Annotated in this window: 24 protein-coding genes; 12 read left to right on the top strand and 12 right to left on the bottom strand. The window is 63.8% G+C overall.

The annotated features are described in order from the left end of the window. Positions 1-265: 265 nt before the first annotated feature. Positions 266-1,024: an SDR family NAD(P)-dependent oxidoreductase gene (locus SO156_RS41115; RefSeq protein ID WP_498538780.1), complete on the bottom strand. Its 759-nt coding sequence runs from the start codon at positions 1,022-1,024 to the stop codon at positions 266-268. Positions 1,025-1,093: 69 nt separating this feature from the next. Then, complete coding sequence (locus tag SO156_RS41110) at positions 1,094-1,798, bottom strand: TetR family transcriptional regulator (RefSeq protein WP_498538779.1); 705 nt, start codon at positions 1,796-1,798, stop codon at positions 1,094-1,096. Between the two features lie 108 nt (positions 1,799-1,906). On the opposite strand from SO156_RS41110, the gene SO156_RS41105 reads away from it, so the two are divergent. The 6 genes from SO156_RS41105 to SO156_RS41080 all read left to right on the top strand — a co-directional run bounded on the left by SO156_RS41105 (position 1,907) and on the right by SO156_RS41080 (position 9,287). Further along, positions 1,907-3,079, top strand: a complete 1,173-nt coding sequence (locus SO156_RS41105; protein ID WP_458145634.1) for an acetyl-CoA C-acetyltransferase — start codon at positions 1,907-1,909, stop codon at positions 3,077-3,079. Between the two features lie 148 nt (positions 3,080-3,227). After that, complete coding sequence (locus SO156_RS41100; RefSeq protein WP_498538778.1) at positions 3,228-4,772, top strand: acyl-CoA synthetase; 1,545 nt, start codon at positions 3,228-3,230, stop codon at positions 4,770-4,772. 185 nt (positions 4,773-4,957) lie between these two features. Continuing rightward, positions 4,958-6,100 carry an alpha/beta hydrolase gene (locus SO156_RS41095; protein WP_498538777.1) on the top strand — a complete coding sequence of 381 codons (1,143 nt, stop codon included), beginning with the start codon at positions 4,958-4,960 and terminating at the stop codon, positions 6,098-6,100. 115 nt (positions 6,101-6,215) lie between these two features. After that, positions 6,216-7,187: an iron exporter MbfA gene (mbfA, locus tag SO156_RS41090; RefSeq protein ID WP_458145631.1), complete on the top strand. Its 972-nt coding sequence runs from the start codon at positions 6,216-6,218 to the stop codon at positions 7,185-7,187. Positions 7,188-7,290: 103 nt separating this feature from the next. Then, positions 7,291-8,763 (top strand): amidase, encoded by a 1,473-nt coding sequence (locus SO156_RS41085; RefSeq protein WP_498538776.1) that lies wholly within the window; start codon positions 7,291-7,293, stop codon positions 8,761-8,763. A gap of 170 nt (positions 8,764-8,933) precedes the next feature. Then, positions 8,934-9,287, top strand: a complete 354-nt coding sequence (locus tag SO156_RS41080) for a nuclear transport factor 2 family protein (protein WP_458145629.1) — start codon at positions 8,934-8,936, stop codon at positions 9,285-9,287. Between the two features lie 200 nt (positions 9,288-9,487). Here the strand turns inward: SO156_RS41080 and SO156_RS41075 are convergent, their stop codons facing one another. After that, on the bottom strand, positions 9,488-10,576 hold the full coding sequence (locus SO156_RS41075; RefSeq protein WP_498538775.1) for a Zn-dependent alcohol dehydrogenase: 1,089 nt from the start codon (positions 10,574-10,576) through the stop codon (positions 9,488-9,490). Between the two features lie 46 nt (positions 10,577-10,622). Continuing rightward, on the bottom strand, positions 10,623-12,407 hold the full coding sequence (locus tag SO156_RS41070) for an acyl-CoA dehydrogenase family protein (RefSeq protein ID WP_498538774.1): 1,785 nt from the start codon (positions 12,405-12,407) through the stop codon (positions 10,623-10,625). A gap of 245 nt (positions 12,408-12,652) precedes the next feature. Here SO156_RS41070 and SO156_RS41065 point away from each other — a divergent pair, with 245 nt between their 5' ends. Both SO156_RS41065 and SO156_RS41060 read left to right on the top strand, forming a co-directional pair. Next, positions 12,653-13,354 (top strand): SDR family NAD(P)-dependent oxidoreductase, encoded by a 702-nt coding sequence (locus SO156_RS41065; protein ID WP_498538773.1) that lies wholly within the window; start codon positions 12,653-12,655, stop codon positions 13,352-13,354. A gap of 119 nt (positions 13,355-13,473) precedes the next feature. Then, entirely contained in the window at positions 13,474-14,304 is an 831-nt protein-coding gene (locus SO156_RS41060; RefSeq protein WP_498538772.1) for an enoyl-CoA hydratase, read from the top strand. Positions 14,305-14,413: 109 nt separating this feature from the next. Here the strand turns inward: SO156_RS41060 and SO156_RS41055 are convergent, their stop codons facing one another. After that, on the bottom strand, positions 14,414-15,304 hold the full coding sequence (locus SO156_RS41055) for a LysR family transcriptional regulator (RefSeq protein WP_498538771.1): 891 nt from the start codon (positions 15,302-15,304) through the stop codon (positions 14,414-14,416). Positions 15,305-15,426: 122 nt separating this feature from the next. On the opposite strand from SO156_RS41055, the gene SO156_RS41050 reads away from it, so the two are divergent. Beyond that, a complete protein-coding gene (locus tag SO156_RS41050; RefSeq protein ID WP_498538786.1) occupies positions 15,427-16,269 on the top strand; it encodes an oxidoreductase in 843 nt (280 codons plus the stop codon). A 55-nt stretch (positions 16,270-16,324) separates the two neighbouring features. On the opposite strand, the gene SO156_RS41045 is transcribed toward SO156_RS41050, so the two are convergent. Both SO156_RS41045 and SO156_RS41040 read right to left on the bottom strand, forming a co-directional pair. Further along, the gene (locus SO156_RS41045; RefSeq protein ID WP_458145622.1) at positions 16,325-16,948 is read right to left on the bottom strand and encodes a GNAT family N-acetyltransferase; all 624 of its coding nucleotides are present in this window, start codon (positions 16,946-16,948) and stop codon (positions 16,325-16,327) included. A 68-nt stretch (positions 16,949-17,016) separates the two neighbouring features. Beyond that, on the bottom strand, positions 17,017-17,220 hold the full coding sequence (locus tag SO156_RS41040; protein WP_458145621.1) for a DUF1127 domain-containing protein: 204 nt from the start codon (positions 17,218-17,220) through the stop codon (positions 17,017-17,019). A 111-nt stretch (positions 17,221-17,331) separates the two neighbouring features. On the opposite strand from SO156_RS41040, the gene SO156_RS41035 reads away from it, so the two are divergent. After that, positions 17,332-18,225, top strand: a complete 894-nt coding sequence (locus SO156_RS41035; RefSeq protein ID WP_498538770.1) for a transcriptional regulator GcvA — start codon at positions 17,332-17,334, stop codon at positions 18,223-18,225. 140 nt (positions 18,226-18,365) lie between these two features. Continuing rightward, positions 18,366-19,697: an MFS transporter gene (locus SO156_RS41030; protein ID WP_458145619.1), complete on the top strand. Its 1,332-nt coding sequence runs from the start codon at positions 18,366-18,368 to the stop codon at positions 19,695-19,697. A gap of 54 nt (positions 19,698-19,751) precedes the next feature. Here SO156_RS41030 and SO156_RS41025 read toward each other — a convergent pair whose 3' ends face one another. Genes SO156_RS41025 through SO156_RS41015 form a run of 3 tightly spaced genes read right to left on the bottom strand, consistent with a single transcriptional unit; the run spans position 19,752 to position 22,413 of the window. Next, positions 19,752-20,165 carry a Rieske (2Fe-2S) protein gene (locus SO156_RS41025; protein WP_458145618.1) on the bottom strand — a complete coding sequence of 138 codons (414 nt, stop codon included), beginning with the start codon at positions 20,163-20,165 and terminating at the stop codon, positions 19,752-19,754. Between the two features lie 53 nt (positions 20,166-20,218). Next, complete coding sequence (locus tag SO156_RS41020; RefSeq protein WP_498538769.1) at positions 20,219-21,331, bottom strand: amidohydrolase family protein; 1,113 nt, start codon at positions 21,329-21,331, stop codon at positions 20,219-20,221. Between the two features lie 23 nt (positions 21,332-21,354). Next, a complete protein-coding gene (locus SO156_RS41015) occupies positions 21,355-22,413 on the bottom strand; it encodes an amidohydrolase family protein (protein ID WP_498538768.1) in 1,059 nt (352 codons plus the stop codon). A 140-nt stretch (positions 22,414-22,553) separates the two neighbouring features. Between SO156_RS41015 and SO156_RS41010 the strand changes: the two genes are divergently transcribed. Beyond that, a complete protein-coding gene (locus SO156_RS41010; protein ID WP_458145615.1) occupies positions 22,554-23,036 on the top strand; it encodes a CinA family protein in 483 nt (160 codons plus the stop codon). A 69-nt stretch (positions 23,037-23,105) separates the two neighbouring features. Here the strand turns inward: SO156_RS41010 and SO156_RS41005 are convergent, their stop codons facing one another. Continuing rightward, the gene (locus tag SO156_RS41005; protein ID WP_458145614.1) at positions 23,106-23,381 is read right to left on the bottom strand and encodes a DUF1488 family protein; all 276 of its coding nucleotides are present in this window, start codon (positions 23,379-23,381) and stop codon (positions 23,106-23,108) included. Positions 23,382-23,537: 156 nt separating this feature from the next. Further along, the coding region (locus tag SO156_RS41000; protein WP_498538767.1) for a tetratricopeptide repeat protein at positions 23,538-24,074 on the bottom strand (537 nt) is incomplete at its 5' end.

Here is a 24,074-nt window from a genome sequence, read left to right as displayed (position 1 = left end):
TTGCGGATCATTCTCGTTCAGCGCTTGATATAGACAGGCTTTCGCTTGCTGAGGAAGTCCTGGTCGACGCCGTCGTCACGCTCGATCAGCAGCGGTTGCGACATGCGGGCTCCCCATCGTCGTCCTGGACAAGCGAGCGGAGCGAGCGCCGATCCAGGACCCATAACCACAGGCCTTTATTGTTGACCACCGACGTTGACCAAACGTGTGCCAGAGCTCACGCCGGTGGTAATGGGTCCTGGCTTTCGCCAGGACGACTGTGGAGTTACCTCGGCGCCATGCGGATGGCGCCGTCGAGGCGAATGGTCTCGCCGTTGAGCATCGCGTTCTCGACGATGTGCACGGCGAGCGCGCCGTATTCGGCGGCGTCGCCGAGCCGCGAGGGATGTGGGACCTGTGAGCCAAGGCTCTTCAGTGCTTCTTCGCTCAGGCCCATCAGCAGCGGCGTGAAGAACAGGCCGGGCGCAATGGTGTTGACGCGGATCTTCTGGCTCGCGAGGTCGCGCGCGGCCGGCAGGGTCAGGCCGACGACGCCGCCTTTTGAGGCCGAATAGGCAATCTGGCCGATCTGGCCTTCATAGGCCGCAACGGATGCGGTGTTGATGATGACGCCGCGCTCCTCGCCGATCGGCTCGGCCGTAGCGAGACGCTCGGCGAACAGGCGCAGGCAGTTGAAGGTGCCGATCAGATTGACGTTGATGATGCGCGCGAACTTCGCCAGCGGATAGATGCCGTCCCTGCCGACGATGCGCTGCGAGCCGCCGATGCCGGCGCAGTTCATCAGCACGCGCGCAATGCCGTGCGCGGCTTCCGCCTTGGCAATGGCGGCCTTGATCCCGTCCTCGTCGGTGACGTCGGCGTGCAGCGCGACGCCCTTCACTTCCGCCGCGATCTTCTCCGCATTCTCCTTGCTCTGGTCGATCACGCCGATCCTGGCGCCTTTGGCCGCCATGGCGCGGGCGGTCGCAGCACCAAGGCCCGAACCACCGCCGGTGATGAGAACGGCAACATCTTTCAACTGCATCGTTAGTACCTCTCCTTGGGCGTTTCTTCTCTGGACTTGAACGTCTCTGGACTTGAAGTTTTGGGCCGATTATCCGGCCGCGGCAGCTTCCTCGGCTTGCGTGAGGATGCCGCCGCAGATCAGCGTTTCCATGTGCTTGATGTATTGCCGGCAGACTTCGTCGGTGACCGGGCCGACGCCGGTCGCGCGAGACATCGCGTGCCGGCCGAAGAACAGGTGATCGCAGGCGCCGATCAGGCTGGTGTAGAACAGCACGGGATCGGTGATGCGGAACTCGCCGCGGCTGACACCGTCGGCGAGCAGGCGGCGATGAAAGTCGAGCAGGGGCGCGACGAAGAACTTCGAGACCTCGTCGGCGGACTCCGCCGTGCTCTCATGCAGGAGATAGTGGATCAACCGGTTCATGTAGGGGAACCGGTGATAGGCGCGGATGATTCCGCCGATATGCAGCTTCAACTTCGCAGTCGGCGTGATCGGCTGCACCAGGAGGTATTCGAGGTTCGACAACTCGGTCGCGGCGTCACGCGCGAGCAGCGCGAGCAAGAGGCCGTCCTTGTTGCCGAAGTGATATTTGACCAGCGCGGCGTTCGCGCCGGACTTCTGGGCAATGTCGCTGAGCGAAATCTCGATCGAGGAGCGTTCGATCATCAGCTCGCTCGCGGCCACCAGCAGTTTCTCTGCCGTGGAATTTTTGCCGCCCGGAAGCCTGCTCGGTACGCTGGTAGTCACGGAGATCCCTGTCTCGACCGCATGAAGGGCCGCAGATAAGCGCATGCAGCGCCTCCTCACAAGAGTTAATTGATCGATTGACTAAATCTTCATCGGGCCCTTTAATCCGCCCCCGACAACCAACCATTCAGAAGAATTCAGGGAGAAACCGACATGGCCGAGGCTTACATCGTCGCCGCTGCGCGGACCGCCGGCGGGCGCAAGGGGGGCCGCCTCGCCGGCTGGCATCCGGCCGATCTCGCCGCAAAAGTGCTGGACGAGCTGGTCGACCGCAGCAAGGCCGATCCGGCCCAGGTCGAAGACGTGATCATGGGCTGCGTGATGCAGGTCGGCGAGCAGTCGAACAACGTCGCGCGCAACGCGGTGATGGCTTCAAAACTGCCCGAGAGCGTGCCGGGCACCTCGATCGACCGGCAGTGCGGCTCCTCGCAGCAGGCGCTGCATTTCGCGGCCCAAGCCGTGATGTCCGGCGCAATGGACGTGGTGATCGCCGCCGGCGTGGAATCGATGACGCGCGTACCGATGGGCCTGTCCTCGCAACTCGCGGCGAAGAACGGCTTTGGCCATTACAAGAGCCCGGGCATCGAGCAGCGCTATCCGAACATCGTGTTCAGCCAGTTCACCGGCGCGGAGATGATGGCCGAGAGGTACGGCCTCTCCAAGGATGAGCTCGACGAGTATTCCTACAACAGCCATCAGCGCGCGATTGCGGCGACGCAAGGAGGCCACTTCAAGGACGAGATCGTGCCGCTCGAGATCACCCGCGCCGACGGCTCGAAGGACACACACCACATCGATGAAGGTATCCGCTTCGACGCCAGCCTTGACGGCATCAGGAGCGTCAAGCTGATCGCCGAGAACGGCAGGCTGACGGCGGCGAGCGCCAGCCAGATCTGCGACGGCGCCTCCGGCGTGATGGTGGTGAACGAGCGCGGGCTCAAGTCGCTCGGCGTCAAGCCGCTTGCGCGCGTGCACCACATGACGATGACGGGCGGCGACCCCGTCATCATGCTCGACGCGCCGCTGCACGCCACCAAGCGCGCGCTGGAAAAGGCCGGCATGGGAATTGGCGACATCGACCTGTTCGAGGTCAACGAAGCCTTTGCCTCGGTGCCGACCGCTTGGCTGAAGACCACCGGCGCCGATCCTGCCCGTCTCAACGTCAATGGCGGCGCGATTGCGCTCGGCCATCCCCTCGGCGGCTCCGGCACCAAGCTGATGACGACGCTGGTCCATGCGCTGAAGCAGCGTGGCAAGCGCTACGGCCTCCAGACCATGTGCGAAGGCGGCGGCATGGCGAATGTGACGATCGTGGAGCGGCTGTAAGCTTCTCGTGTCCCGGCCGCGATGCACCGCGTAGCGCTGCATCGCAGAGCCGAGACCCATGCTTGTACATTGGACCCCGGATCAGCAGCGCACCACTTCGTGCTGCGCTGCGTCCGGGGAACGCCACAGCTAGCTGCAAAGCAGGACGATGACTCACCCCTCCGTCTACGCCCGCACCACGCCAGACAAGATCGCCTACCGGATGGCCGGAACCGGCAAGGCGATCACCTATCGCGAGCTCGACGAGCTCTCGAACCAGGGCGCGCAGCTCTTCCGCTCGCTGGGGCTGAAGGCTGGCGATCACATCGCGCTGTTGATGGAGAACCGTCTTGCTTTCATGGAGATCTGCTGGGCCGCGCAGCGCAGCGGGCTCTATTACACCGCGATCAGCCGCTATCTGAAGCAGGACGAGATCGACTACATCGTCAAAGACTGTGGCGCCAAGGTCGTGATCACCACGCCGAAATGCGCCGACCAGATCAAGGGCCTCGTCAAGGGCGCGCCAGGTGAACCCATCTTCTACATGATGGACGAGCCGCTGCCCGGCTTCCGTTCCTACGACAAGGAAGCCGCGGCGCAGCCGGTGGCGCCGATCGCGGACGAGGTCGCCGGCTATGACATGCTGTATTCGTCGGGCACGACCGGCCGCCCGAAGGGCATCAAGAAAGCGTTCGAGGGCAAGCCCATCGACGAGCCGAACGCCTTCCTGCGCGTGCTCTGCGCCGACATGTGCGGTATGAATACGGGGACCACTTACCTGTCACCGGCGCCGCTCTATCACGCGGCTCCCTTGCGCTTCAACATGATGGCGATCGTGCTCGGCGGCACCTCGATCATCATGGAGCATTTCGACGCCGAGGAGTTCCTGAAGCTGGTCGAGAAATACAAGGCGACGCAGTCGCAGCTCGTACCGACCATGTTCGTGCGCATGCTGAAACTGCCGGACGAGACCCGCGCGAAGTACGACGTCTCAACGCTCAAAGGCGCGATTCATGCCGCCGCTCCGTGCCCGGTCGACGTCAAGGCAAAGATGATCGAATGGTGGGGGCCGATCCTGATCGAGTATTACGCGGGCTCGGAAGGCAACGGCGTCACCGTCTGCAACTCGCAGCAATGGCTGGAGCATCGCGGCAGCGTCGGCCGCGCGGTGGTCGGCAATATCAAGATTTTGGACGAGAACGACGAGGAGCAGCCGGTCGGCGAGATCGGCACGGTCTATTTCGCCGACGCGCCCGCGTTCACCTATCACAACGATCCCGAGAAGACGAAGAGGGCCTATAATGCCAAGGGCTGGTCGACGCTCGGCGATGTTGGCTTTCTCGACGAGGATGGCTTCCTCTATCTCACCGATCGCAAGTCCTACATGATCATCTCGGGCGGCGTGAACATCTATCCGCAGGAGACCGAGGACGTGCTGATCGGCCATCCCGAGGTCGCCGACGTCGCCGTGTTCGGCGTGCCGAACGAGGAAATGGGCGAAGAAGTGAAGGCCGTGGTGCAGCCGCACGACATGAGTCGCGCGAGCAAGGAACTCGAAGCCGACCTGATCGTCTACTGCAAGACCCACCTCTCCGCCCTCAAATGCCCGCGCTCGATCGACTTCGAAGCCGAGCTGCCGCGCACGCCGACCGGCAAGCTGGTCAAGCGCCATTTGCGCGACAGGTATTGGCCGAAAACCGCGGTGAAGATTTAACTGAGCTCTCGTGTCCCGGACGCGGCGCGGCGCGCAAGCGGTGCGGCGCTGAGCCGGGACCCATGACGATTTCCTGTATAGTGTCGAAAGGCTGCGCCCCGGCTCAGCAGCGCGTCATTGCATGCTGCGCTGCGTCCGGGGCACGAGAAAACTTGCTGCGGCCGCGGCCACGACGAGGAAATGCAATGACCGATCTCCCCGACATCCCCCTGCCCGCCGGCATCCGCTCCCGCTACGTCGACGGCATCAACGGCCTGCGCGTGCACGTGCTCGAAGCCGGCTTCGAGACGCAGGGTCGGCCCTGCGTTTTGCTGCTGCACGGCTTCCCGGAGCTCGCCTTCTCCTGGCGCAAGGTGATGCCGGCGCTCGCCAACGCCGGCTATCACGTGGTCGCGCCGGACCAGCGCGGCTACGGGCGCACCACCGGATGGCAGACGGACTATGACGGCGATCTCGCGCCCTTCCGGCTTTTCAACCTGGTACGCGACGCGCTCGGACTGGTGTCGGCGTTCGGCTATCGGCATGTCGACGTGATCGGGCATGATTTCGGCAGTCCGGTTGCGTCCTGGTGCGCGCTGGTGCGGCCGGACGTGTTCCGCTCGGTGGTGATGATGAGCGCGCCGTTCGGCGGACCGCCAACCTTGCCGTTCGACAGAGCCGACAAGCCGGCGGCGGCGCCGAGCGATGATCCCGTGCATCGCGAGCTCGCCGCGCTGCCGCGGCCGCGCAAACACTACCAGTGGTACTATTCGACACGCGAAGCGAATGCCGACATGCACCGCGCGCCGCAGGGCGTGCACGATTTTCTGCGCGCCTACTATCATCACAAGAGCGCAGACTGGAAAGACAACAAGCCGTATGCGCTGAAATTCTGGTCCGCGAGCGAGCTCGCAAAGCTGCCGACCTATTACGTGATGGATCTCGGCGAGACCATGCCGCAGACAGTGGCAAAGGAGATGCCGTCACTGGCCGAGATCGCCGCCAATCAATGGCTGCCAGATCGCGAGTTGGCCTACTACAGCGCCGAATATGACCGCACCGGATTCCAGGGCGGACTGCAATGGTACCGCTGCGGCACGTCGGGTGCTTTCAACAACGAATTGCAACTGCTCGCGGGCCGCACCATCGACGTGCCCTCCTGCTTCATCTCCGGCAAACAGGATTGGGGCACATATCAACGACCTGGCGGGTTCGAGGCGATGCAGGCCCGCGCCTGCACGAACATGATCGGCTGCCATCTCGTCGACGGCGCCGGTCATTGGGTGCAGCAGGAGCAGCCCGCCGAGGTCAGCCGGCTGCTGATCGAGTTCCTCGCCAAGACACGCTGACGAGGACCCGCTGACGCGGCCCCGCCGAGCCCAAGGCTCAAGCAGCATGATTTGACCCCGGAACCAGCGCGCTCTATAACAATTTAGAACCATTCTAAATTGATTGGGACGCGCCGTGAAGAATTTTGCCGATCTGACCGAGCGAGAGGTGCTCGCGGTTGCGATTTCCTCCGAAGAGGAAGACAGCCGCATCTACATGACCTTCGCCGAGGACCTGAACGAACGCTATCCGGACTCGGCCAAGATCTTCGAGCAGATGGCGGAGGAGGAACGCGGCCACCGCCATCGCCTGCTTCAGCTGTACGAAGAACGCTTTGGCCCGCATCTGCCGCCGATCCGCCGCGAGGACGTACGGGGCTTCCTGCGCCGCCGCCCGATCTGGCTGACCAAGAACCTGCCGCTCGACACGATCCGGAAAGAGGTCGAGACCATGGAGCTCGAGGCCGAGCGGTTCTACGCGCGCGCTGCCGAGCAGGCCGAGGATGTCGGCGTGCGCCGCCTCCTCGGCGATCTCGCCGAGGAGGAAAAGCATCACGAGAATACCGCTGCCAAGCTGACGGACGAGATTCTCAAGCCCGACGTGCGCGCGGAGGAAGACCGCACGCGCCGCCGCATGTTCGTGCTGCAATATGTGCAGCCGGGCCTCGCCGGTCTGATGGACGGCTCGGTCTCGACGCTGGCGCCGCTGTTCGCCGCCGCCTTCGCCACCCACCAGAACTGGCAGACGTTTCTGGTGGGACTCGCCGCTTCGATCGGCGCCGGCATCAGCATGGGCTTTGCGGAAGCGCTGTCCGACGACGGCTCGCTCACCGGCCGCGGCTCGCCCTGGCTGCGCGGTATCACCTGCGGCTTGATGACGACGCTCGGCGGGCTCGGCCACACCATGCCCTATCTGGTGCCCGATAGCTGGCAGAACGCGTTCTGGATTGCCACCGCGATTGCTTGCGTCGTCGTGTTCTTCGAATTGTGGGCGATCGCCTTCATCCGCGCGCGCTACATGGACACGCCGTTCCTTCAGGCCGTGTTCCAGATCGTGCTCGGCGGCGCCATCGTGCTCGGGGTGGGGATATTGATCGGGGCAGCATAGGTCTTGCTGCATTCCTTCGTCCCACCGCAACCACCGTCAAACGGCGGTTGCGGCGTTCGGCCAAACTGCGCATCATCCCTCCAACAAGAGCGGGAGAAGCGCCGTGGCCAAGTCGGAATGGAGTTTCAAGAGCGCGGTCGAATTGTCGGCCGCGCTGACCGCAAGAAAAGTGTCCGCGGACGAACTCACGCAGGACGCCATCAGCCGTATCGAACGTCATGACGGCAAGATCAACGCCATCTGCGTGCGCGATTTCGAGCGCGCGTTGGCCGCCGCACGCGAGGCTGACGCCGCGCTCGGACGTGGCGAGAGGCGGCCGCTACTCGGCCTGCCCGTGACGATCAAGGAATCCTTCAACATCGCGGGCCTGCCCACGACCTGGGGTCTCGTGCCGCAAAAGGATTTCAAGCCGCCGGAAGATGCGCTTGCCGTGACCCGCATCAAGGCCGCTGGCGGCGTGATCCTCGGCAAGACCAACATACCGGTGGGGCTCGGCGACTGGCAGAGCTACAACGAGATCTACGGCACCACGAACAATCCATACGATCTCACCCGCACACCGGGCGGCTCGTCCGGCGGCTCGTCGGCTGCGCTTGCCGCCGGCTTCTCGGTCCTTGCCACCGGCTCCGACATCGGCGGCTCCCTGCGCGTGCCGGCCTTCCATTGCGGCATCTATGCCCACAAGCCGACCATCAATATTTGCGCGGCGCGTGGCGAGACGCCACCGCCGTTTCCGGCGATCCCCCGCGACAACGACCTCGCCGTCATCGGCCCGATGGCGCGCACGGCGGCGGACCTCACCCTGCTGCTGGACGTCATGGCCGGGCCGGATCCGCTGGAGGCCGGCGTCGGCTACAAGCTCGACCTGCCGGCCGCACGTCATCAGGTACTGAAGGAATTTCGCGTGCTGGTCATTGGCAGCCATCCGCTGCTGCCGCCGGACCGGGAAGTCCGCGGCGCGATCGAGACGCTAGCAGCCAACCTCGCAAAGGCCGGCGTGACCGTCGAACGCGAGAGCGCGCTGCTGCCGGACTTCGCGGAGACCTCGCGGCTCTATATGCGTATGCTCCTCGGCTTCCTCGGCGCATTCTTCATGCCCGACATCTATGCGGACGCGCAGGCGGGCGCGAGCCAGCTTTCGCCGGCCGACAAGAGCCTCGGCGCCGAGCGGCTGCGCGGCATCGCTGCGAGTCATCGCGCCTGGGTGCTCGACGCCAGCGTCCGCGCCGGCTTGCGGGCCCAATGGCGCGCGCTATTCAAGAGCTTCGATGCGGTGATCTGCCCGATCATGCCGACGCCCGCCTATCCGCATGACCACACCCCGGATCAGAACGACCGGCGCATCAGGATCGATGGCGAGGACTATCCTTATATCGACCAGCTGGCCTGGCCCGGCATCGCAACGCTGCCCGGCCTGCCCGCAACGGCCGTTCCGCTCGGGTTCTCGAAGGATGGCCTGCCACTAGGCGTGCAAATCGTCGGCCCCTTCCTCGAAGACCGGACACCGCTGAAGCTCGCCGAACTGATCGAGCGGGAATTCGGCGGCTTCAAGCCGCCGCCGATGTTTGATGACTAGCGTAGCCATGATGGCGCCACCATCATGGCGCCATGACGCTTCGGTCGAGACCGAAACATCATTGCGATCAGGCATGCTCTTGTCCGTCATCAACCGAATCTCGCTGAAGCTTGGAGACTGTGGGATCGTACCTCGCGCGCCCCGGAGCGAGCAGAAGGGAAAGAAATGTCATGAACAGAGATCTGGAAGAGCTGACCGTGCTCAACCGCGACTATGTCGCGTCCGTGCAGAACTGCGACGTCGGGCGCTTCGACGAGATCCTCGCGCCGGAGTTTTATTGCTCCAATCCCGACAAGACGCTGGTCGATCGCGCCGGTTTTTTGGAGCAGACGGCACAGCCGATCGCGATCCGCAATCTCAGGGAGCATGACGTCAAGATCCGCATCATGGGCGATTTCGCCATCATTCACGGCGCGACCAGCTATACGACCGCGGATGGCCAGCAGGCCACCGGCCGTTACACCGACTGCTGGGCGAAGCAGAACGGGAAGTGGCTCGCGGTGTCGGCACACGTCTCGCGGTGAGGCGAGCGGTGCTGCGAGGGCACGTGTCGCGGTGAGGCGGGCGCATCGCCCCACATTCTCCGCCGTCATGCCCCGGCTTGACCGGGGCGTCCAGTACGCCGCAGCTTCTCCGTATCCCACAGCCGTCTCTGGAATACTGGATCGCCCGACTTGAGCCGGGCGATGACGCCTGAGTAGCAGACGACGCCTGAAATTGTCGCTCAGCTATCAATAACAATCACGCTGCGCAGCGTCTTACCAGCTTTCATGCTGGCAAAGCCCTCGTTGATCTCGCTGAGCTTCAGCTTGGCCGAAATCCAGTCTTCCAGATGCAAGCGGCCGCGCAGATAGAATTCGACCAGGCGCGGCATGTCGACGCGGAAGTGGTTCGAGCCCATCGACGAGCCCTGTATCTTGCGCTCGCGCAGGAAGTCGAAGCCGTGAAGCTCGATCTTCTGCCCGAACGGGATCATGCCGACGATCGTCGCCGTGCCGCCGGCGGCGAGCATGCCGAACGCCTGCTCCGCGGTCTCCTTGCGACCAAGCACCTCGAAGGAATGCTGCACGCCGCCATTGGTGAGGTCGCGCACCTGCTTGACCACATCGCCATCGGCGGGATTGATGATGTCGGTCGCCCCTAACTTGGTCGCGAGCTGGAGTTTTGAGGGGTTGGTATCGATCGCGATGATGCGGCCGGCACCGGCGATCTCGGCGCCGTTGATCGCGGCCATACCGACGCCGCCGCAGCCGATCACCGCCACGGTCTCGCCGGCCTGGACTTTTGCGGTGTTCACCACCGCGCCATAGCCAGTGATCACCCCGCAGCCGATCAGCGCAGCAAGCTCGAGCGGCATGTCCTTGCGAATTTTGACGATCGCGTTCTCATGTACCAGCATCTGCTCGGCGAAGGACGACAAATTGAGGAACTGGTGCAGCTTCTCCGGCTTCGACCACTGCATCCGATCGGAGACGCCCGGCAGCATCTTCACCGTCGTGTCGGTGCAGAGTACCGTGCGGCCCGTCGTGCAGTTGTCGCAGGTGCCGCAGAACACGGACAGGCAGGTGACGACGTGATCGCCCGGCTTCACGTAAGTCACGTCGGAGCCGACCTGCTCGACGACACCAGCCGACTCATGACCGAGCACCGCGGGCAGCGGATGCGGATAGAGCCCCTCCATGAAGTGCAGATCCGAGTGGCAGAGGCCGGCGACAGCGGTGCGGATCAGGACCTCGCGCGGGCCCGGCTTCGGCAGGCTGACGTCCTCGATGACGAGCGGCTTGTTGACTTCATAGAGAACGGCAGCCTTCATCGAGCACTCCCTATCGCTTTTTCTTGGTTTATGCGCGCGGCGCAGCCTACGCTGCCAAGACCAGTTCGCCAACCTCGGCCATTGCAGCCGCGCGGTCGCCCAGCAGCAGCGACACGACGGCTTGCTGGGTTCGATTTTCCGTGAGCCGGAACGGATCGCTTGGCGATACCCGATGATCGATCACGAGCCGCGACAACAGGAGCCGTCGCGCATCACCGCGCATCTCGTGAATGCGGTGCGATTCCCATGCGAGCGCCACGGCGCTCGCGACGTGATAGAGCAGGCTCGTGGCGCGCCGCGCATCGGCTTCGTTGTCGGCGCTACCAGCGACCTCGCGCGCGAAGCCGACTGCACGATCGGTGAGCCCGCGCAACCGATCGCGCCAGGCCTGTGGCACGGACGGGCTGTCGTCGAGCCGCGCATGCAGATCGGCGGCGAGTGCGGCTTCTGCGCCATGGCGACCGACCGCGCGCGTCAAGGTGTCGATCGCCACGATATTGCCGGTGCCTTCCCAGATCGAGCCGAGATGGGCATCGCGGAGCAGCCGCGATGTGGCGAACTCCTCGATATAGCCGATGCCACCACGCATCTCGAGCGCGTCGCCGCAGGCCTTTCGCGCATCGCGCGTGGCGCGGAACTTCAGCGTCGGGGTGAGGATGCGCAGCAGCGCCGCGGCATCCTGGCTGCCGGCCTCGGCGCGGTCGAGCGCGTCGGCGGTCAGAAAGCTCATCGACAGTGCCTGCTCGACCGGCAGCATGATCTTCATCATCTGGCGCCGTCCGAGCGGCAGGTCGATGATGCGCTTGCCGAACACCACGCGATTGGTCGCTACCGTCATCGCATCGTGGTAGGCGCGGCGCATCAGCGCCGTCGACTTCACGCCGTTCGAGAGCCGCGACGAATTGACCATCTCCGCCATCTGCACGAAGCCGCGATCGAGCTTGCCAACCGCATAAGCGATTGCACCTTCGAGCTTGATCTCGCCCGAGGCCATCGAACGGGTGCCGAGCTTGTCCTTCAGCCGAACTATCCGGTAGTGGTTCTGCGAACCGTCATCGAGGAAGCGTGGCATCAGGAACAGGCCGACGCCACGCGTGCCGGGGCCTGCGCCTTCAGGGCGAGCCAGCAGCATCACGACCTTGGCGTCGGCATTCGAGCAGAACCATTTTTCGCCATAGAGCCGCCAATGGTCGCCCTCCCGAACCGCACGAGTAGTCAGCGTGCCGACGTCGGAGCCACCCTCCTTCTCGGTCATGAACTGGCCGCCCTGGGTCAGCTTGCTCATGTCGGTCTGGGTCAGGCCGTCCAGATATTTTGCCTTCAGCACCTCGCTGCCAAAATTCGCCAAGAGCTTGGCGCAGCCATCGGTGACATTGATCGGGCAGCCCATGCCGAATTCGGTCTGGTTGAACAGGAAGGTGAAGGCGTGCTTTGCGACCACCGGATATTTGTCCGGCCAGCCCATGATGCCTTTGCGAATCGACAGCGCGTGAATGCCGAACTCGCCGAACGCAGCTTTTTCCAGCTCGCGATAGGCCGGATGATATTCGATCCACTGCACGTCGCGGCCGAACTTGTCGCGCTGATGCAGCACCGGCGTATGCCGGTCGGCAAGCCGCGCGCATTCGTCGAGAGTGCCGCCGGCGAGCTCGCCGAGACGGTCCAGGTGCGGCTCGATGTGACGGAATAGTGGATCGGGCAGATGAATGCGCAAGAGATCGGTCAATGCCGGATCGGCGCGGTAGAGGTTCATGCCAGTGGTGTCGGGCGCAAGCAGGCCCGGCTGCTCGGCCGCGACGCTCTCCTGCTGTGACGTGCCCGGCTTGTGCATGATCGACCTCTCTCGTTTCCGTCCTACGGGATTTCCTGCCGCTTTGGTGCTTGCTGCTTTGGATGATGTCGATCATGCTCCAGGCGAGGAGGCCGATAAAGCCGCAAATTGTCAGGGAGGCATGAGCGCTGGCGATGGCCCAGACCGCTCTGCGGAATTGTGATCAGCCGTTTTGGCGGGCGCGGCTGGTCGTTCGAACGACGCATGCATAAATCCGCTGTTCCTGCTTCCCAGAGGATCGCAACATGGAACATCCCAAATACAACATCGCGCTCATCGTCGGTGCCGGCGAAGGCCTGAGCGCCTCGCTGGCACGGCTGTTGTCCGCCCAGGGCCTGCGCGTGGCGCTCGCCGCGCGGAAGATCGAAAAACTCGGCGCGCTCTGCGGCGAGACCAGCGCGAAGGCCTTTGCGTGCGACGCGACCAAGCCGGAGGAGGTCGAGCGGCTGTTCGGCCTCGTCGAGCGCGAGATCGGCACGCCCGACGTCGTGGTCTACAATGCGAGCGGCCGGACGCGTGGACCGTTCGTCGAGCTCGTCGCAGCCGATGTCGCGCAGTCGATCACGGTCAGCGCCTTCGGCGGTTTCCTGGTGGCGCAAGAGGCGGCAAAGCGCATGCTGCCCAACAAGCACGGTGCGATCCTGTTCACGGGCGCATCGGCGAGCGTGAAGGGCTATGCGCAGTCGGCGCCGTTCGCGATGGGCAAGTTCGCGCTGCGCGGGCTTGCGCAGAGCATGGCGCGTGAGCTCGCGCCGCAGGGTATTCACGTCGCCCATTTCGTCATCGACGGCGGCATCCGTAGCGCAGCGCGCGCGGAGGCGTCGGACAGGCCGGATTCGATGCTCGATCCCGATGCGGTCGCACAGAGCTATTGGAACGTCCTGCAACAGCCGCGCAGCGCCTGGGCCTGGGAAATGGAGCTGCGGCCCTGGGTGGAGAAGTTTTGAGGTGCACTACCGTAGGGTAGGCAAAGGCGCGCAGCGCCGTGCCCACCTCTCATGATCGACACGGGAAGCAGACGTGGTGGGCACGCTGCGCTTTGCCCACCCTACCGGAGCAGGGAAGCATGACCACCGAAACCACCATCGACACCGGCACCGACGAACTCGTTTGCGTCATTCGCGACCGCGTCGCGGTGATCACGCTGAACCGGCCCGAGGCGCGCAATTCACTGTCGGACACGCTGACGCCGGCGCTGCGCACGATGATCCGAACCTGTGGCGAGGATCCCAATGTCGGCGTGCTCCTGATCACAGGCGCAGGGCAAGCCTTCTGCGCTGGCGGCGACGTCAAAGGCATGGGCGCGCATCGCGACAAGGCCAAGCTCGAAATGTCCTTCGACGACAAGGTCGCCGACCTCCAGGAGCGGCAGCGCCTGCTCACCGGCGCTTTGGTCTCGGTGCGCAAGCCGACGATCGCCGCCCTGCCCGGGCCTGCGGCTGGCGCCGGGCTCGCAATCGCCATGGCCTGCGACATCCGCATCGCTGCGCAATCGGCTTTTGTCACCACCGGCTACGCCCGCGTGGCTCTGAGTGGCGACTACGGCATTGCCTGGCTTTTGACGCGGCTCGTCGGCACCGCGCGGGCGCGCGAATTGATGTTCACCGGCGACAAGGTCGATGCCGCCAGGTGCGAGGCGATTGGTCTCGTCAATCGCGTGGTGCCGGACGACAAATTGCAGGATGAAGCCTTCGCGCTGGCCAGATCGCTGGCCGAGGGCCCGCGGCTCGCGCTGCGCTACATGAAGGACAATCTCGACGAGGCGCTGCTGTTCGATTTCGAAACCGCTCGCGACCACGAGGCTGGGCGGCTGATCCGCCTGACTACGACGGCCGATCACAAGGAAGCGGTGCAGGCGTTCATCGAGAAGCGCAAGCCGGTATTCACGGGGAGGTAGGAGCTCGGCTCATACGGGAGCGACAATGTAGCCCGGACGAAGCGAAGCGAAATCCGGGAAAGCCTGCCAGCGTGCCACAAATCCCGGATTGCGCTTCACTCCATCCAGGTTACGCGGCAGGCGTCCGTGCAAAATCGACAAAGGCCCGCAGTGCTGCCGGCAATTGCCGGCGGCTCGGATAGTACAAGAAGAAACCCGGATAGGCCGGGCACCAATCTGCGAGCACGCGAACCAGCTTGCGCCTGGCCAGCAGTGCTTCGACTTGGCCTTCGAACACATAGGCAAGGCCGAGCCCGTCGAGTGCCGCATCGACCATCAGATCCTGGTCGTTCAGCGTCAGCGGTCCCGTGACATCGATATCGACCCCGATGCCGCCGCGCTCGAACTCCCAATGATAGACCGCGCCGCTGGTGAAGCGGTAGCGAATGCAGGGCAGGCCCTTCAGATCGTGCGGCATCGCCGGCGTCTTGTGGGACTTGAAGAAAGCAGGCGAGCCAATCACCGCAAAGCGATGCCGCGGACCGATCGGCACCGCGATCATGTCTGCGGCGATGGTCTCGCCAAAGCGCACGCCGGCATCGAAGCCGGCCGCGACCATGTCGATCAGGGCATCATTGATCATGATCTCGATGCCGACGTCCGGGAACGCCTTCAGGAAGCGCGTCACGATCGGCAATAGAACGAGCTGCGCGGACTGGCGGGCGGCGGTAAACCGCAGCGTGCCGGCCGGCTTGCCGCGGAAATTGTTGAGGTCTTCGAGCGCGTCGTCGATATCGCGAAACGCCGGCTTGATGCGAGCGAACAGCCGCTCGCCGGCTTCGGTCAAGGCCACGCTGCGCGTGGTGCGGTTCACCAGCCGCAGGGCGAGCCGTTCCTCGATGTTACGCAGTGCATGGGACAAGGCCGATGGCGTGACGCCGAGCTCGGTCGCCGCCGCCCGAAAGCTGCGGTGACGGGCGATGGCGAGGAAGGTCGCGAGGTCGGACGGGTGGATCCGCATTGATGAATTTTGCTCAATATCTTGTAGAATATATAACGGATTATCTCATCTATGGCGAGGCGCTACACCTTGCCCATCAGCTTCGGCACGTCGCCGGGGCCTCAAATGGAAAGGGCAACACCATGCGTGTCTGGTTCATCACAGGAGCGTCCCGCGGATTTGGCGCGTTGATCGCCGAGGCAGCACTTGGCGCCGGCGATGCCGTGGTTGCGACCGCGCGCGATCCCTCGACCGTCACTGCCCGGCTCGGCAGTCACGAGCGGCTCCTGGCCACCCGGCTCGACGTCACCAGCGAAACGGAGGCGCATGAAGCTGCAGGCCAGGCGGTCAAGCGGTTCGGGCGCATCGACATTCTCGTCAACAATGCCGGCTACGGCCTGCTCGGTGCGATCGAGGAGGCGAGTGCTGCGGAAACGCAGAGGCTGTTCGGCACGAACGTGTTCGGCCTGCTGAGCGTCACCCGCGCAGTGCTGCCGCATATGCGCCGCCAACGTTCAGGCCACATCATCAACGTCTCGTCGGTCGGCGGCTACACCGGCTATCCCGGCTGGGGCGTCTATGGCGCCACCAAGTTCGCGGTCGAAGGGATCAGCGAGGCGCTTGCCGGCGAAGTGGCTCCCCTCGGAATCAAGGTGACCGTGGTCGAGCCGGGCTTCTTCCGCACCGATTTCCTCGACGAGACCTCACTGTCGCGCACGGCACTCCAGATCGATGACTACAGTGAGACCGTCGGCAAGACGCGGGCGCACGCCGCCGACGTCAATCACGGTCAGCGCGGCGACCCGCGCAAGCTGGCGCAGGCCTTCCTCAAACTGGCCGACGCGGCCACGCCGCCGCTGCGCTTGCCGCTCGGCAGCGACACCGTGGAACGGATCGAGGCAAAGAACGCCTTTGTCGAACGGGAGCTTGCGGAGTGGCTGACGGTGGCGACCTCGACCGACTTTAGCGGCGCTGCCACCTCGTGATCTGGCAAAAAACAAGCCCGATTCTGGCTTCACCAGAACCGGGCTTCGAGTACGGTCAGGCTGTGGCTGAGGGACTTTCGGCCTGACGGGAAAGGGCAGCGAGACGCCAGCTTGCGCAGGGAATGTCCTTCGGCTCGACGGCGATCTCCTTGTCGAAGCGAACGAGCTTCCAGTCGTCGGGATGATTGACGAAAGCAAAGCCGGACTTCCGGGCGAGCGAAATCATCACATCGTTGGCGCGCAGCGTGTCGCCGAAGAGATGCTCGGCACCGAAGGCCGCCGCACGGCATTCGAGATTTTTGAGCAGCGCCGTGCCGATGCCGTGGCCCTGCCAGTGGTCGTCGACCGACAGACCGAATTCGAGGCTCGAACTCTCGGCGTGGAAGGCATAGCGCGCTTCTCCCACGATGGTCTCGAAACCGTCGACCATCAGGGTCGCGATCACGCTGAAACGCTCGCGCTCGCCGACATGAGTGAAGTCGTGCAGCAGCGCCTTGGGCAGCTCGCTCAGCGCGCCGAAGAAACGATTGTAGCGGGAACGGGACGACAGCGAGCGGAAATAGTGCTGGAGCTCATCGGTGTCGCGCGGCTCAACGAAGCGCAACGTGAGCGCCTCCCCGTGACGGGTGCGCAGCGTATCCGAATATTGCTTGAGATCATCCAGGCGCAGCGTGCTCATGGGATTCTCCCGCGGGACAAAGGACCGCCGGCGCCCCTCTCCGGAGGCGGCGCCGGCCGGGCGGCCAATCAGGCCCGCCAGAAGGGTTTTTCAGCCTCAAAGGCAATGTCGCTCCAGGACAAGCCGACGTCCTGGAGATCGCGGCTGGTCCACTGGTAGAGCTCTTGGCGGGTGCGGTAGCGCTCATGCCAGACATGAAGGGTCTCCCCGATCTGGTAGAGCAGGCTCGGCGCATGATGATTTGTCATCGAATTGTGGGTCAACGTAGACATTTTCAGCTCCTAGAGCTAACTTGTACGCGTAATATCTGCTCTGGTTGGCGTTTCGACAAACGACAATTTGTACCCATTCGCATGAAATAAGCTCATGCATCCTGCTGCCAAATGACTGCCAGATTGCCCTCCCTGAACGGTTTGCGTGCCTTTGAGGCCGCCGCGCGCCACCTCAGCTTCACGCTGGCCGCGGCCGAGCTGAACGTGACGCAGACCGCAATCAGCCATCAGATCCGCAGGCTCGAGGAGGAGCTCGGCATCCGCCTGTTCGTCCGTCAGAACCGCGCGCTGGGGTTGACGCCAGAGGCCCGCGACTACCTGCCGGGCGTCCGTGCGGCGTTCAACGATCTCAGGCTTGCGACCGACCGGCTGCTCCGCAAGGACGACGACAAGGTGCTGACCGTCTCGACCATCGCCTCGCTTGCTGCCAAATGGTTGTTGCCGCGGCTGACCAATTTCCAGGAGCAGCATCCCGGCATCGACGTCCGCATCACCACATCGACGAGCCTCGTGGATTTCCAGCGCGACAATGTCGATGCCGCGATTCGTTACGGCCGAGGCCAATGGCCGGGCGTGCGCGCCGAATGGTTGATGCGGGACGAGCTGTTCCCGGTGTGCAGCCCGTCGCTGCTGAGGAGCGACAAGCCGCTGCGCACGCCACAGGACCTGAAAGACCACGTGCTGCTGCACACCAACAATGGCGACGACTGGCGGCTGTGGCTGACGGCTGCGGGGCTTTCGACCAGCATTTCCAAGCAGCCCGGTATCACCTTCGACATGACGCTCATGACGGTGCAGGCGGCGATCGACGGCATGGGGGTGGCGATGGGACGGACCACCTACGTCCAGGATGACATCGCCAAGGGCCGCCTCGTGGTCCCCTTCCGCATCGCGCTTCCCGCGGATGCCGGGTTCTACCTGGTCGCACCGGACAGCCGCCGCGAGGCGCCGAAATTGGTCGCTTTCCGCGATTGGCTGGTCGCTGCAGCGCAGAATAAAGCCTGAATAATCATCAGCTTCGGAGGCGAAATTGGTTGACTCGCGCAATCCTGCGCGAGAGGGGTAAGTCAGATTGTCGCAGCACGATCCGTCGCCTGCCGTGAAAATGAGTTCCGGTCCGGCTACATCTTCAGGGAGTAAGCGTCATGGCTGGACCGGCCACTTCAACCAATCCGCCCGAAATCAAGTCGCGCATCGGCGCCATCCTGCGCGCGACCTCGGGCAATTTCCTCGAACAGTTCGATTTCTTCCTGTTCGGCTTCTATGCCGCGGCGATCGGCAAGGCGTTCTTCCCCTCGACGAATGAGACGGCCTCGCTGCTCAACACTTTTGGTGTGTTCTGGCTCGGCGCGTTGATGCGCCCTGTCGGCGCGATCGTGTTAGGGGCCTATATCGACCGCATCGGCCGCCGTCAGGGCCTGATCGTCACGCTCGCGATCATGGCCGCCGGCACGGTGGTGATCGCGTTCTGCCCGAGCTATGCGACCATCGGCATCGCGGCGCCGATCATCGTGCTGCTCGGCCGCCTGTTGCAGGGCTTCTCTGCCGGCGTCGAGCTCGGCGGCGTCTCGGTTTATCTTGCGGAGATCTCGACGCCCGGCAATCGGGGCTTCTACACCTCGTTCCAGTCGTCGAGCCAGCAGGTCGCGATCTTCGTGGCTTCGATCCTCGGCTACATCCTCTCCGAGCTGATGCCGGCCGATATCGTCACCGCCTGGGGCTGGCGCATTCCATTTTTCGTCGGCTGCCTGATCATCCCCTTGATCTTCTTCCTGCGGCGGACACTCCAGGAAACGCCGGAATTCCTGGCGATGAAGAAACATCCGACCGCTGCACAGGTGTTCGCGTCGGCACTGGCCAACTGGCGCATCGTCATCCTCGGCATGATGATCGCGATCCTCACCACCACGACGTTCTATTTCGTAACGGTCTATACGCCGACCTTCGGCAAGACCGTGCTGAAGCTGTCGACGCAGGATGCGCTGCTGGTCACGCTGCTGGTCGCCGTGACGAACTTCATCTGGAATCCGGTCGGCGGCGCGCTGTCGGACCGCATCGGGCGCAAGCCGGTGCTGCTCACCATCGCCTGCCTGTCGCTGCTGACCGCCTATCCGGCGCTGCATTGGCTGGTGGCCGCGCCGACCTTCGGCAAGCTGCTCGCGGTCGAGATGATGTTCTCGTTTTATTTCGGCATCTACAGCGGCACCATGCTTGGCGCACTCGTCGAGATCGTGCCGGCACATGTGCGTACCACCTGCTTCTCGCTAGCCTTTGCGCTCGCGGCCGCCTTGTTCGGCACCTTCACGCCGTTCGCCGCGACTTGGCTGATCGACAAAACCGGCGACAAGGCCTCGCCCGGCTTCTGGCTGATGTTCGCCGCCGTGCTCGGCATCATCGCGGCGGCGACCGTCTATCGCGGCGGCGGCAAGGCGGTCGCGACGTATGATCCGGTGGCCGAGCCGGTCGCCGGCCACTAGCCGCATCGTCATTCCGGGGCGATGCGCAGCATCGAGCCCGGAATGACAGCGGGGTTACAGCTCCACCACCACGTAGTCGCTCTCGACGCGCACCGAAATCGTCTCGGCGACATACGGCCCCTTCACGACCCTTGTGCCCGGTTCGACATGGGCCGGATACGCCTTGACGCGGAAGCGGCGCGGATCGCAGTAGGATTGACCGGTGCGCACGTCGAATTCCCAGCCGTGCCAGGGGCAACGGATGATCTCGCCGAACCTGGTGTATTCGATCTCGCCGGGATCTTTTGATTGCGCGAGCCCTATCAGCGGTCCCTCGCACAACGCCGCGCCTTGATGCGGACAGCGATTGAGCAGGCCGAAATACTCGCCCTTGATGTTGAAGACCGCGATTGGCCGCCCGTCGATCTCAAGAAATTTTCGCGTCCCCGGCGGAAGCTCCTCCACCGAGGCGATGACGTGACGGGCCATGCCTTATGTCTTTCGCATGATCTGATCGAAAAACCGCTGCACACTTTTTCGGATCATGCGGTGATCCCGTACAGCGTCCGCGCGTTACCCAGATAGAACGCCTCGCGGTTGGCCTCATTCACCCCCGGCGGCAGCACGCGCGACGGCTCGTCATAGTCCCAATGCGGATAGTCGGTCGCGAACAGGAGCCGGTCCCAGCCGACCCATTTGATGACGTCGAACAGGTCTTCGCGCCGCTCCGGATCTTCCATCGGCTGCGTCGTCCACCACACCTGCGCGCGGATATATTCGGACGGCGGCCGCTTCACATGCGGCACCTCGCTTCGCAGCCGCTGCCAGACCTTGTCGAGCCGCCAGGCGAGCGACGGCGCCCAGCCGAAGTCGGCCTCGATCATCACCATCTTCAGTTTCGGGAAACGCTCGAACACGCCTTCCAGTACGAGGCTCGCGAGCGCCGATTGCTGGCACTGCGAATGTCCCACCATCTCCTCGACGTAATAGCTCGGCCAGCCCGACGGCGTGATCGGATTGCCGCCGAAGCCGAAGGCATGCACGCCGACCGGGAGGCCGGCCTCTTCCGCGGCCTGGTAGATCGGCCAATAGCGACGCTGGCCGAGCGGCTCGACGTTGCGGCTCAGCAGCAGCACCTGCACGAAGTTCTTGTCACCAGCACGCTCGCGGATTTCGGCGGCCGCCGTCATCGCATCCTCATTGCCGACGACGATCGAGGCCTTCAGCCGCTTGTCCTTTGAGGTCCATTTGTCGATCTGCCAATCGTTGATCGCCGAGCACAGCGCCGCTGAGAGCTCGTGATTGCGAATGCCCTGCCCGGTGCCGAGCGGATTGAGGACCCCCAGTTGCACGTTGTTGGGATCGAGATGCTGCTCCTGCATGAAGGAGAGCGAAGAGCCTTGCGGACCGCCTTCCGGTGGATAGGCATCGCGGCGCGAGGCGTTGGGCTGGGCTTTCGGATAGGGCGGGCCTTCCATCATGCCTTGATAGGCATGCACGCCGTAGACGTCGAGATGATGCTGCCAGCGCTTGGCGAGATAGGGATAGAGCTCGGTTCGGGTCGCACGCGACGGGTGGATATCGCAGTCCGCAATTGCGGTCTTGGTAGTCAGGGCAGACGCGGACTCGGACGCTTCGCGGAACTGGATATTCATCGCCTTGCCTCCTTTGGCAGCGGCTAACTCAGGCGGGGATAGGTGGCGCGCGGATTGTCGATCATGATCTTGCGCACGAGATCGGGGGCGAGACCTTCGGGCAGCGCGTCCTGGCCGTCGAACTGCCAGTGCGGATAGTCCGTGGAGAATAGGACTAATTCGTCGGACTGCATATGCTCAAACAGGCGAATTAATGTCGCCTGGTCCGGCGGTGCGTCAAATGGTTGTAACGAGAAGCGGATGTTGCTGCGCACAATTTCCAGTGGCGCGCGGTCGACCCAAGGCGTCTCCATCCGCACCCCGCGCCAGAACTTGTGCAGCCGCCAGAGAAAGGGCGCGATCCAGGTGATGCCGGATTCCAGCATCACCATCTTCAGCCGCGGATGGCGGGCGAAGACGCCCTCGACGATCAGGCTGGTCAGCTGAGTCTGGAACGCTTGCGCCTGACCAACATAGTCCTCGATGTGATAGGAGCCCCATCCCACTGCGGTCGGCGGATTGTGATAGGCGGAACCGGCATGGATACCGACCGCGAGGTCGAGCCGCTCCGCAGCCGAATAAATCGGCCACAGCGCGCGCTTTCCCAGCGGCGTGTCGCCCATGACGAGCATCAGCACCTGCACGAAGCGCCTGTCCGCCGCGCAGCGTTCGATCTCGGCCACCGACTTCTCGACATTTTGCAAGGGGACGACGATCGAGCCGCGCAGCCGCGGTTCCCGGTCGAGCCATTCCCTCGCCAGCCAATCGTTCAGCGCGCGGCAGAAGGCGTTTTGCATGTCTTCGGAAAACACCATCTGTACGCCATAGAGCGGGTTGCAGATGGCGTAGCTGAGCGCGAAGGGATCGAGCACATGGCGCCGCATGTCCTCCAGCTGCGATCCCGGCTTGCCGGCCTGAGGACGCCAATCGGGGCGTGCCGTGATCGGCGAATTCTGCGGATAGGACTGCGAGATCAGATCGACCATGCCACGCGTCGTCACCTGGTCACGCCAGTAATCATCCAGATACGGCAAAAGACTGGTGAGGTGCGGCACCGCCGGGTGCACGTCGCAGTCCACACCGCCGGCGATCAGGGACGTCATGACGCTTCCTCTTCACGCGCGCTTGGCTGCATCGCTTGTTGATGCCATTCAAGCAGGCCTGCAAGCCGCCTGCAACTCGGCCAGCGCCGCTGTCATATGCTAGAAGAGAGCAGCTAGGCTGCTCGGGAGTGAAGCGCAAGATGAAAGAGCTCGTGGGGATTGCGGAACAGGTCGCGGCCAAATTGATCGCGCGCAAACAGACGATTGCGGTGGCGGAATCCTCCGCAGGCGGCCTGATCGCCGCAAGCCTGCTCGCGGTGCCCGGCGCGTCGGCCTATTTCCTCGGCGGCGCCGTCGTCTACACGCGCGATGCGCGGCGCGTGCTGATGGATATTTCGGATGACGGCATGAAGAGCTTTCGCTCGTCGTCCGAGCCTTACGCAAAACTGCTCGCCGAGCGGATGCGCGAGCGTTTCGACTGCGACTGGGGCCTGTCCGAGACCGGCGCGGCCGGCCCGACCGGCAATCGCTACGGCGACGCCGCCGGCCATAGCTGCATGGCAATCGCCGGCCCTGCGGCCGAGGTGATGACGCTGGAAACCGGCAGCAACGACCGCTTGGCGAACATGGAGACGTTTGCCGCGACGGCGCTCAAGCTGTTGCTGAAGAATTTGGAGCAGTGAGCGCGAGATGCGCGTCGCACACTCGGTGTCGTCCTGGCCGTCGCCAGGACGACATTGGCCCTGTTGCTGCTACCTCCCCAGATGCTTGGTGAAAATCCGCACCACGTATCCCCTGAAGCGCGGCGCCTCGTCGTAGAGGTCTGACGCCATCCGTTCGATCGTCTCGCGCAGCGAGAGGAATTGCGCCTGGCGTGCGCTGCTTTCCGTACCTTGCATGCCGGCGAGCTCATCCATCGCGGCGTCGCTGATCTGGCACGTCACTTCCTCGCCATCACTCAGCATGGTGAAGCGGAAGGCCAGACGTTCGAGGTCATGGCCAATGATCTTGTCGCGCGTCAGCGGCATCCAATTGTCCCGATCGCGCCCCCGGCCGGGACAATGCGGAAATTTTTGCGGCTTGTCACCTTGTAGGGTGGGTTAGCCGAAGGCGTAACCCACCAAAGGTGTTCCCGTTCTGCGACGGAAGAGGTGGGTTACGCTTCGCTAACCCACCCTACGAATTCAATACACCAACGCCGTGCCCGTCGGCTTATCCAGTGCCGCCGCGAGCGACTTGTATTCCTCGCAACTCGTACCGCAGATCGCGGCGATCCTTTCCAGGTGATACATCGCCTGCTCGCGATTGCCCTGTTCGAGTTGCCACAGGCCGTAATACTGCCAGGTCAGCACGTGGTTCGGATCGATCGCCAGGGCATGCTCGTACCAGACCTGCGACTGCTTGTAGTCACCGAGCTTGCGATAGGAATAACCGATGAGATTGGCGACGTTCGGATTGTCGTCGCGGCCAAGCGCCCTCAACTGCGCGATCGCGGTGGCGTAGTCGTTGCGCTCGTAGATCGTGTCGTAGGCGGCGCGATAGGCCGCCGCAAAGGCGGGATCGCCGATGCCCGACTGGTTGTAGGGCCTCTTGCCCTTCTGGGTGGCCTTCGTGTTGGAGCGATTTGGATAGGACGGCGCCGGCGTACTTCTGTTCTGGCCTGCGGACGTGCTCGCAAAGGGATCAACGCCCCCGGCACCCCCGCCTCCGCCTCCACCTCC

It is taken from the genome of Bradyrhizobium sp. UFLA05-125 (assembly GCF_059803515.1).
Note: the sequence above shows the minus strand (reverse complement) of the source record. Positions and strands in the feature narration are given on the sequence as shown.

Excerpts from the sequence above, each read along its gene's own strand:
- SO156_RS41115 (WP_498538780.1), bottom strand. The coding sequence starts at position 1,024 with ATGCAGTTGAAAGATGTTGCCGTTCTCATCACCGGCGGTGGTTCGGGC.
- SO156_RS41110 (WP_498538779.1), bottom strand. The coding sequence starts at position 1,798 with ATGCGCTTATCTGCGGCCCTTCATGCGGTCGAGACAGGGATCTCCGTG.
- SO156_RS41105 (WP_458145634.1), top strand. The coding sequence starts at position 1,907 with ATGGCCGAGGCTTACATCGTCGCCGCTGCGCGGACCGCCGGCGGGCGC.
- SO156_RS41100 (WP_498538778.1), top strand. The coding sequence starts at position 3,228 with ATGACTCACCCCTCCGTCTACGCCCGCACCACGCCAGACAAGATCGCC.
- SO156_RS41095 (WP_498538777.1), top strand. The coding sequence starts at position 4,958 with ATGACCGATCTCCCCGACATCCCCCTGCCCGCCGGCATCCGCTCCCGC.
- SO156_RS41080 (WP_458145629.1), top strand. The coding sequence starts at position 8,934 with ATGAACAGAGATCTGGAAGAGCTGACCGTGCTCAACCGCGACTATGTC.
- SO156_RS41075 (WP_498538775.1), bottom strand. The coding sequence starts at position 10,576 with ATGAAGGCTGCCGTTCTCTATGAAGTCAACAAGCCGCTCGTCATCGAG.
- SO156_RS41070 (WP_498538774.1), bottom strand. The coding sequence starts at position 12,407 with ATGCACAAGCCGGGCACGTCACAGCAGGAGAGCGTCGCGGCCGAGCAG.
- SO156_RS41065 (WP_498538773.1), top strand. The coding sequence starts at position 12,653 with ATGGAACATCCCAAATACAACATCGCGCTCATCGTCGGTGCCGGCGAA.
- SO156_RS41060 (WP_498538772.1), top strand. The coding sequence starts at position 13,474 with ATGACCACCGAAACCACCATCGACACCGGCACCGACGAACTCGTTTGC.
- SO156_RS41055 (WP_498538771.1), bottom strand. The coding sequence starts at position 15,304 with ATGCGGATCCACCCGTCCGACCTCGCGACCTTCCTCGCCATCGCCCGT.
- SO156_RS41050 (WP_498538786.1), top strand. The coding sequence starts at position 15,427 with ATGCGTGTCTGGTTCATCACAGGAGCGTCCCGCGGATTTGGCGCGTTG.
- SO156_RS41045 (WP_458145622.1), bottom strand. The coding sequence starts at position 16,948 with ATGAGCACGCTGCGCCTGGATGATCTCAAGCAATATTCGGATACGCTG.
- SO156_RS41040 (WP_458145621.1), bottom strand. The coding sequence starts at position 17,220 with ATGTCTACGTTGACCCACAATTCGATGACAAATCATCATGCGCCGAGC.
- SO156_RS41035 (WP_498538770.1), top strand. The coding sequence starts at position 17,332 with ATGACTGCCAGATTGCCCTCCCTGAACGGTTTGCGTGCCTTTGAGGCC.
- SO156_RS41030 (WP_458145619.1), top strand. The coding sequence starts at position 18,366 with ATGGCTGGACCGGCCACTTCAACCAATCCGCCCGAAATCAAGTCGCGC.
- SO156_RS41025 (WP_458145618.1), bottom strand. The coding sequence starts at position 20,165 with ATGGCCCGTCACGTCATCGCCTCGGTGGAGGAGCTTCCGCCGGGGACG.
- SO156_RS41020 (WP_498538769.1), bottom strand. The coding sequence starts at position 21,331 with ATGAATATCCAGTTCCGCGAAGCGTCCGAGTCCGCGTCTGCCCTGACT.
- SO156_RS41015 (WP_498538768.1), bottom strand. The coding sequence starts at position 22,413 with ATGACGTCCCTGATCGCCGGCGGTGTGGACTGCGACGTGCACCCGGCG.
- SO156_RS41010 (WP_458145615.1), top strand. The coding sequence starts at position 22,554 with ATGAAAGAGCTCGTGGGGATTGCGGAACAGGTCGCGGCCAAATTGATC.
- SO156_RS41005 (WP_458145614.1), bottom strand. The coding sequence starts at position 23,381 with ATGCCGCTGACGCGCGACAAGATCATTGGCCATGACCTCGAACGTCTG.